At 65.7% G+C, this 7740-nt stretch carries 7 protein-coding genes; 2 read left to right on the top strand and 5 right to left on the bottom strand.

Features of this window, described 5'->3' with window-relative positions; genetic code table 11:
• Positions 1–1030: rhodanese-like domain-containing protein (locus tag A985_RS29530; protein ID WP_255349108.1), on the bottom strand; the 1030-nt coding region annotated here is incomplete at its 3' end.
• A gap of 221 nt (positions 1031–1251) precedes the next feature.
• Positions 1252–1875, bottom strand: a complete 624-nt coding sequence (locus tag A985_RS0120395; protein WP_017235226.1) for a hypothetical protein — start codon at positions 1873–1875, stop codon at positions 1252–1254.
• Between the two features lie 108 nt (positions 1876–1983).
• Between A985_RS0120395 and A985_RS0120390 the strand changes: the two genes are divergently transcribed.
• A complete protein-coding gene (locus A985_RS0120390; RefSeq protein ID WP_026132211.1) occupies positions 1984–2232 on the top strand; it encodes a DUF3820 family protein in 249 nt (82 codons plus the stop codon).
• A 29-nt stretch (positions 2233–2261) separates the two neighbouring features.
• Here A985_RS0120390 and A985_RS0120385 read toward each other — a convergent pair whose 3' ends face one another.
• The 3 genes from A985_RS0120385 to A985_RS26440 all read right to left on the bottom strand — a co-directional run bounded on the left by A985_RS0120385 (position 2262) and on the right by A985_RS26440 (position 6203).
• Positions 2262–3812 carry an amidase gene (locus A985_RS0120385; protein ID WP_083902389.1) on the bottom strand — a complete coding sequence of 517 codons (1551 nt, stop codon included), beginning with the start codon at positions 3810–3812 and terminating at the stop codon, positions 2262–2264.
• Positions 3813–3960: 148 nt separating this feature from the next.
• Positions 3961–4749 carry a substrate-binding domain-containing protein gene (locus tag A985_RS0120380; RefSeq protein ID WP_026132209.1) on the bottom strand — a complete coding sequence of 263 codons (789 nt, stop codon included), beginning with the start codon at positions 4747–4749 and terminating at the stop codon, positions 3961–3963.
• Positions 4750–4883: 134 nt separating this feature from the next.
• Positions 4884–6203, bottom strand: a complete 1320-nt coding sequence (locus tag A985_RS26440; RefSeq protein WP_017235222.1) for an MFS transporter — start codon at positions 6201–6203, stop codon at positions 4884–4886.
• 305 nt (positions 6204–6508) lie between these two features.
• Here A985_RS26440 and A985_RS0120370 point away from each other — a divergent pair, with 305 nt between their 5' ends.
• Positions 6509–7435 (top strand): LysR family transcriptional regulator, encoded by a 927-nt coding sequence (locus tag A985_RS0120370; protein ID WP_017235221.1) that lies wholly within the window; start codon positions 6509–6511, stop codon positions 7433–7435.
• Positions 7436–7740: the final 305 nt, after the last annotated feature.

Raw genomic sequence — 7740 nt, 5'->3', positions numbered from 1 at the left:
AGCCGGCCCACCCCATCGGGGGGAGCCACGAACCGGTCATGTCGGCACGCACGCCGTTGTCGTCCGCGAGCACGATCCACGCGCCACGCACCGGCGCATGATGATCGGTCTCCTGCACCAGTTGCCCTCCCGGCGCACTGGCGAAGTCGGGCAAGTGCCCGGCTGCGTAGTCTTCCGGCGTACGCACGTCGAAGCGATAGACGGTGCGCCCAGGCGCATTCAGTGCGGGCACGTCGCCCACCGCGATTCGGCGCACGCCCGCACGATCGGCGATGGCACGGGCCCCAGCGCGCGCGACGTTCAGGGTAGCGTCGCTCACCACGGCCGGGGGCCGGCGATCGGCCCCGCGCTCGAGTGTCTGACCGGCGAGCGTCCAGCCGATGGTGCCGTTGCGCAGCGCCGCCACCGGATTCGGCAGACCGGCGTTCACGAGCGATTGCGTGCCGATGATGCTGCGTGTGCGTCCGGCGCAATTGACGATCACACGCGTGGCCGGGTTCGGGGCGAGTTCGCGCACGCGCAGCACGAGTTCGGCACCGGGCACGCTGGTCGAGCCGGGAATGTTCATGGTCTGGTATTCGTCGAACCGGCGCGCGTCGACGACGACCACATCGGCGCGCGCATCGAGCAGTGCCTGAACTTCCTGCGCGGACAACGACGGGGTATGCCGCAACCCTTCGACCCACTCGCCAAAGGCTTTGCTCGGCACGTTGACGTCGCGAAAGACTTCTCCGCCAGCCGCGATCCAACCGTCGAGGCCGCCCGCGAGACAATTGACGTCGGTGTAGCCGAGCTTGCGCAGCACGCCGGCAGCGCGCGGCGCCAGATCCTCGCCGCCATGCTCGCCGTAGACGACGATGCGCGTGTCGCGGCGCGGTATGCGCGCCCAGACGTCGATCTCCACGCGCGAGAGCGGAAGGTTCGCCGCCCACAATGGGTGCGCCTGCGCGAATGGATCTTCTTCGCGAACGTCGAGCAACGCAATTTCCTCACGGGCGAGCAGCGCGGCACGCACGTCGGCATAGGTCAGTTCGGGGAAAGCGAGGTCTTCAGCAACGGCAGTCGGCGCAGCCGTCTGCGACGGCGCATCGGTCGAGAAAGAGGACACGGTGGTTCCTTGAATTCGGCAAGCGTCGATTCGATTTGCGTATCGGCGCGATGGGCTCGCGCATTCGCGCAACCAGAAAGCTATTGTGGCAGAAGGCGCCCGAACGCGTGGCGTGGGCCGTCGGCACGTTGCGGCGCCTTTCTTTATGGATTCGGCGATTGCGCATTGGCGTATCCGGAGATGAAGCTTTTGCGCTCGCCCGCTTCGGTGAACACGCTGCGACGCACGGTGCCAATGTTCGCCCCGTACACGTGGATGCTCACCGAGACCCGGTCGGCGTAGGCATTGCTCACACGGTGAATGTCCCCCAACCGCGGCGAGAGCACCTCCACATCGCCCGGCGACAGACGCACCGGCGGCCCCGTCATGACCGGTACGCCCTGCGCGTCGAGCCGATAGGGCTGCGAATCCTCCGCCCCGCGCAACACGCCGATCAGGCCCCACACGGTGTGATCGTGAATTGGCGTGACCTGCCCCGGCCCCCAAACGAAACTCACGATGGAAAAGCGCTGCGCCGGATCGCAATGCAACAGGTATTGCTGATAGTGCTCGGGATGTGGCACCGCGAACGCGGCGGGCAACCAGTCGTCACATGCGACGAGTGGTGCCAGCAGACCCGCGCCGGCGTCGAGCAGCGTTGTCTCGTCCGGATGACGCGCCAGCAGTCGCGAAAGCCCCGCGACGAACGTGCGCAACGGATCGAGCGCTTCGCCATCCGGGCCGGGCAACTCGCCCGACGCCGCGAGGCCATCCAATCGTTGATGCATACGAACCCCCAAAGTTGGGCGCGCTCCCCGGCCGACCCGGTGGAACGCATGTGGTAGCGTAACGCTTTGCCTCTCTTCGTGCCCGCGCGCCATTCGCGCCTGTCGCTTATGCTCGATTTCGATTTCGATGCCGACGCGCTGATGCGCCTCGTCACCACGCCCATGCCGTTCGGCAAACACAAGGGCACGCTCATTGCCGACCTGCCCGGCAATTACCTGAGCTGGTTCGCCCGCGAGGGTTTTCCGCCGGGCGACATCGGTCGCCTGCTCGCCCTCATGCACGAGATCGATCACAACGCGCTGGGTGAATTGCTGCGCCCGCTACGGGCGCAGGCACGCGCCGCCCGCCCAAGGTAAGCCGAACGGGCCCGTCCCTTGCCCGCCGATCACCCCCTCGCGGTACCGGCAAGCATCGGCGGCAGCCGGCGACGCACCCACTGCGTTTGCTGCTCGTGCGCATGCGCCAGTTGCAACACCGCGAGATCGGCCTGCGCCGGTCCGATGATTTGCAGTCCCATCGGCAACCCGCGCGCATCGAATCCGACCGGCACGCTGATCGCCGGCAGTCCGGCCAGCGTCGGCCCGATCACCACTTCCATCCACCGATGATAGGTGTCCATCGGCTTGCCCGCGACGGACGACGGCCAGTGCATTTGTGCGTCGAACGGGAAGACCTGCGCCGAAGGCAGCAGCAGGAAGTCGTAACGCTCGAACAGCCGCGCGAGCGAGCGATACCACTCGCTGCGATCAACGGACGCGCGATATACATCGGCCGCGCGTAACGCATGCCCGCCCTCGACTTCCCACTGCGCCTCCGGCTTGAGCTTGTCGCGGCGCGCAGGGTCGGCATACAACTCGCCCAGCGAGCCGCTCACGAGCCAGTGACGCAACGTGAGCCACGTCTGCCACAATCGCTCCGGCGCGAAGTCGGGCGTACAAGATTGCACTTCGCACCCCATCGCCGTGAAGTCGCGCAACGATGCCTCGCACAGGGCCATCACACCGTCTTCCATCGGCAGATGGCCGCCATAGTCGCCCAGCCAGCCCAGCTTCAATCCCTTGACGTCGCGTTGCAACGCGCTCGCGAACGGCACCGCGCCATGCGCCTGCGCCAGGGAAAGCGGACTGCGCGCGTCGTAGCCCGCTTGCGTGGCGAGCAGTTGGGCGACGTCGGCGACAGAACGCCCCATCGGCCCCTCGGTGCTCAGTTGCTGGACGAACAACTCAGGCGCCGGACCATAGGGCACCCGGCCCTGCGACGGCCGGAAGCCATACACGTTGCCGAACGCAGCCGGATTGCGCAGCGACCCCATCATGTCGCTGCCATCCGCGACCGGCAGCATGCGTAGCGCAAGCGCGCTGCCCGCCCCGCCGCTGCTGCCACCTGCGCTGCGCGTCGCGTCGTAAGCGTTGCCCGTGACGCCAAAGACGGGGTTGTAGCTATGCGAGCCCAATCCGAACTCGGAGACGTTGGTCTTGCCGATGAAGATCGCGCCCGCCGCGCGGATGCGCGCAACGCCGATGCTGTCCTGCGTGTCGGGCGCCGCCGACGTCAATGGCGAGCCTTTGCGCGTGGGAAATCCCGCGCACGCGGCGAAATCCTTCACGGCATGCGGCATGCCGTGCATCCACCCCAGGGACTGGCCATTGGCCAACTGCTGGTCGCGCTCGTCGGCCTGCGCAAGCAAGGCGTCGGCATCGTGCAAGGACACGATGGCGTTGACCGCCGGGTTGTAATGCGCAATGTGCGTGAGATACGCCTGCATGACCTCGCGACACGACACGCGGCGCGTGTGAATGGCGTCGGACAACGCCAGCGCGTCGAGCGCGACGATCTCGTTCAAGGGCGGGGCGTGGGGGGCCGAGGGGCCGGCTGCGCCGGCACGCGAATCGGCAGCCTGTATCGGCTGAGCGGGTTGAGCTGGCGCTGAGGCCATGTCGGTCTCCTTGGCGGTGGCGTCGTCCTGTGCAACGCCGTTGTCTGACGCGTCATTGTCGGTCAAACCCGCCAAGGATGCCGAGGGAAAATTATCTCCCCCGACGCAGGCAACACGTTAGTTCATATCTTCAATGAAGACCGGCACATCAATGTGCCAGCGGATCGAGACCGGTGGACTCGACTTCCTTCGCCACCGCGGGCGCGGCCAGGTACGTCAGCAGTTTCTTCGCTTCGTCCGGATGCGGCGCATTCACCGGCACGCCACCGGCGAAACGCGTGACCGATTGCAGCGACTCGGGAATCTTGCCCGCGAACGCAGCGCCCTTGACCGGCAGCAGCTCGCTGACCTGTTGCAGTCCCAGCGCATAGTCGCCGGCAGCGACCTTTTCGGCCACGGGCGTCTTCTGCACCATCACGCTCTTGCCCCGCATCTGGTCGACGATGCCCAGCTTCTTGAAGAGTTCGCGCTCGACGTACACACCGCTGGCGCTGTCGGAGTACGCGACCGATTTCGCGGCGAGCAGCGCGGCCTTGAGCTTTTCGGGCGTGCTGACATCGGGCACCACATCGCCCGATTTCACGACGACGCCGATGCGCGAATCGGCCAGATCGACGCGGGAATCCGCGCGCACCTTACCGGCCTTGATAAGACCGTCGAGGGCGTAGCCGACCATGATGACCGCATCGGCCGACTCGCCACGCGCCAGACGGTTGGGGATTGCCTCGGGCGCCTTGCCCATCGACGGCCCCCACGCGGTGTCCACATGATCGCCGCTCGACGCCTCGAACTTGGGCAACAACAACTTGTACGCGGCCGTGAAGCCGCCGGAGTTCATCACGTGCAGGTCTTCCGCGCTGGCCGACGTGGCACCGAGCAGCGTGGTCAGGGCGATGCCGGCGCCGAGCGCGGCAAGCAGATGTCGGGGCGCGCGCATGCGCGCCGGGAGGGCGATGGCTTTCATGGCAGTGTCTCTCTGAATTTTGCTTTTGGGGATGGATGCGCGTCGGCACCCGGTTTGGGGAAGCGTTGCCGGGCGCGCCCGCGAACGGGGCGCGCCTGCCGCGTGGCTTAGCCTGCGGCGAGTTCAGTACGGGGACTCCCCTGCCCGCCGGGGCGGCGGCGGTAGAGCGCCAGCGTCGCGCAAATCGCGCACAGCGCGGCGATACTCATCCAGTAGCCCGGCGCGGCCTTGTCGCCCGTGGCGTGGATCAGATAAGTCGACAGCGCAGGCGTGAAGCCGCCGAAAAGCGCCGTCGCGAGGCTATACGCAAGCGAGAAGCCGGCCACGCGCACGTCCGGCGGCATGACTTCGGTCAGCGCCGGGATCATCGCGCCGTTGTACATGCCGTACAGGAACGACAGCCATAGCAGCGAGATCAGCATGCGCGTGAAGCTCGGGGCCTGAACCAGGAACGTGAGCACCGGATAGGCCGATACGAGCGTCAGTCCCGCGAAGAGCAGCAATACCGGGCGGCGGCCAATGCGGTCGGACAGCATGCCACCGATCGGCAGCCAGATGAAGTTCGACACACCCACGCACAGCGTGACGAGCAACGCATCGGCGCTCGACAGGTGCAGCACGCTCTTGCCGAAGGTCGGCGCGTAGACGGTAATCAGGTAGAACGCCGTCGTGGTAAGGGCCACGAGCAGCGTGCCGCCGATCACCACGCCGGCGTTGGCGGCCATCGAGCGGAACACTTCGCCCAAGGACGGATGACGCTTGCGCTGCTTGAATTCTTCGCTCTCCTGGAGCGAGCGGCGCAACGCGAAGATCATCGGCACGATCATGCAGCCCACGATGAACGGCACACGCCAGCCCCATGCCGCGATCTGCTGCGCGGTGAGCGTGAGCGAAAGCGTGAAGCCGAGCGCCGCCGACACAACAATGGCGACCTGCTGGCTCGCCGACTGCCAACTCGTGTAGAAGCCCTTGCGGCCCGGCGTGGCGATTTCCGCAAGATACACGGACACGCCGCCCAGCTCGGCACCGGCCGAGAAACCTTGCAGCAAACGTCCGATCAGCACGAGCACCGGCGCCGCGAGACCAATGGTGGCGTACCCCGGCACGAACGCGATGAGCACGGTGCCGCTCGCCATGATCGCCAGTGTCGTGACCAGCCCCTTGCGGCGGCCGACGTTATCGATGTAAGCGCCCAGCACAATCGCGCCGAGCGGTCGCATCAGGAAGCCCGCGCCAAAGACGGCGAAGGTCATCATGAGCGAAGCGAACTCGCTGCCCGCCGGAAAGAACACGTGTGAGATCTGAGTGGCGTAGAAACCGAACAGAAAGAAATCGAACTGCTCGAGGAAGTTGCCGGCCGTTACGCGCAGGATCGCGCCGGCTTTCGAGGGGCGACGCGAAACCGCGTCGTTGGGGCGCTGTGACATGCGCTGTCTCCGTGTTGCCGGCAGCCCGGGAGATCGGGCCGCCAATGTGTCGTCGGAATGCGCCTCTACCAGGGACGTTTGAATCGTCATGAGCGCTTTTTAGAAGTTGCCAATGGTGCGCCGGAAGTTCCCGGCTTGTGAATTGCAAGTTTTGGAAGTATTGATGCACATATGCGATCAATCGTAGGATGTTGATGCGTCTGCCAAGCGGTAACGGGCTACACTCCGCATCGCAACCAAGCCTCGGCGTGCGCTGGACGTCGGCGTGCCTCGAGGCGTCTACCCGACTTTCTGCTCCCAACGTCATGGCGATCAACTTCGATCTGAACGATTTGCAGGCATTTCGCGCGGTGGCGCAACTGGCGAGCTTTCGCCGCGCGGCCGAGTCGATCCATCTCTCGCAGCCCGCGCTCTCGCGCCGTATCGACAAGCTCGAGGACGCGCTCGGGGTCAAGCTCTTCGAGCGCAGCACGCGGCTCGTGGCGCTGACAACCGTCGGACGCGCTTTCGCCCGCGACGCGGAGCGGATTCTGGACGATCTGGACAACGCCCTGCTGGGTATTCGCGATGTGGCCTCGTCGAGCCTCGGACACGTGACCATTGCCTGTGTGCCGTCGGCCGCGTATTACTTCATGCCGCAGGTGATCTCACGCTACCACCAGGCGTTTCCCCGCATCCGCATCTCGGTGCTCGACGCAAGTGCCAACGAGGTGCTCGCGTCGGTGGCGAATGGCGACGCCGATTTCGGGTTGAATTTCATCGGCAGCCAGGAGCCGAACATCGAGTTCAAGCTCCTGTTGCAGGAGCGCTATGTGGCGGCCTGCCGGCGCGACCATGCACTCGCGGGCAGAAAGCGGGTGACGTGGCGTGAGCTTTACGAATACGACTACATCAGTGTCGGCCGCGTCTCGGGCAACCGGCTGCTGCTCGATCAAGCACTCACCTCGCTACCCCAGCGCCCGCCAAGCATCTGCGAGACGCAGCACGTCACCACCATGCTCGGTCTGGTCGAAGCGGGGCTCGGCGTGGCGGCCGTGCCGACGATGGCAATGCCGGGTAGCGAACATCCGTTGCTCACGAGCGTGCCGCTGGTCGATCCGGTAGTGACGCGGCGCATGGGAATGATACGCAGCAAGGCGCGGCCGCTCTCGCCGGCGGCGGCACAGTTATATCGCTACGTGGCCGAGATGAAAGTGCCATCGCGGCGTCGCACGGGCGGCGATGCCTCATAAAAGCTAACCGCTTTCAACGCACGCACTGAAACATTTTGTTACTGGCCTTACGAGACATGAAACATTGGGGTGACGGCGGCACGGTCGCGTGTCTTTATACTGGGTCCGCATTCATCCGCATCTTATTCACGACCTATGATCAAACGAATTTTCCCGATGGTGGCGATCGCCGCCGTGGTTGCAACGACCTCGCTGGCCGCGTCGGCCAGTGATATGAACAATGCCGTTGGCGGTGCGCTGGGCGGCGTGGCGGGCGCGGCCGTGGGTGGCGCGCTCGGCGGCAGCACCGGTGCAGTGCTTGGCGG

Origin of the sequence: Pandoraea sp. B-6, assembly GCF_000282835.1 — a bacterium.
Taxonomy (GTDB): Bacteria; Pseudomonadota; Gammaproteobacteria; order Burkholderiales; family Burkholderiaceae; genus Pandoraea; species Pandoraea cepalis.
This window is presented reverse-complemented; position numbering and strand designations above follow the sequence as displayed.

What these genes read in the sequence shown, in the direction of transcription:
- A985_RS0120395 (WP_017235226.1), bottom strand. Translation starts at nt 1,875, where the DNA reads ATGCATCAACGATTGGATGGCCTCGCGGCGTCGGGCGAGTTGCCCGGC.
- A985_RS0120390 (WP_026132211.1), top strand. Translation starts at nt 1,984, where the DNA reads ATGCTCGATTTCGATTTCGATGCCGACGCGCTGATGCGCCTCGTCACC.
- A985_RS0120385 (WP_083902389.1), bottom strand. Translation starts at nt 3,812, where the DNA reads ATGGCCTCAGCGCCAGCTCAACCCGCTCAGCCGATACAGGCTGCCGAT.
- A985_RS0120380 (WP_026132209.1), bottom strand. Translation starts at nt 4,749, where the DNA reads ATGCGCGCGCCCCGACATCTGCTTGCCGCGCTCGGCGCCGGCATCGCC.
- A985_RS26440 (WP_017235222.1), bottom strand. Translation starts at nt 6,203, where the DNA reads ATGTCACAGCGCCCCAACGACGCGGTTTCGCGTCGCCCCTCGAAAGCC.
- A985_RS0120370 (WP_017235221.1), top strand. Translation starts at nt 6,509, where the DNA reads ATGGCGATCAACTTCGATCTGAACGATTTGCAGGCATTTCGCGCGGTG.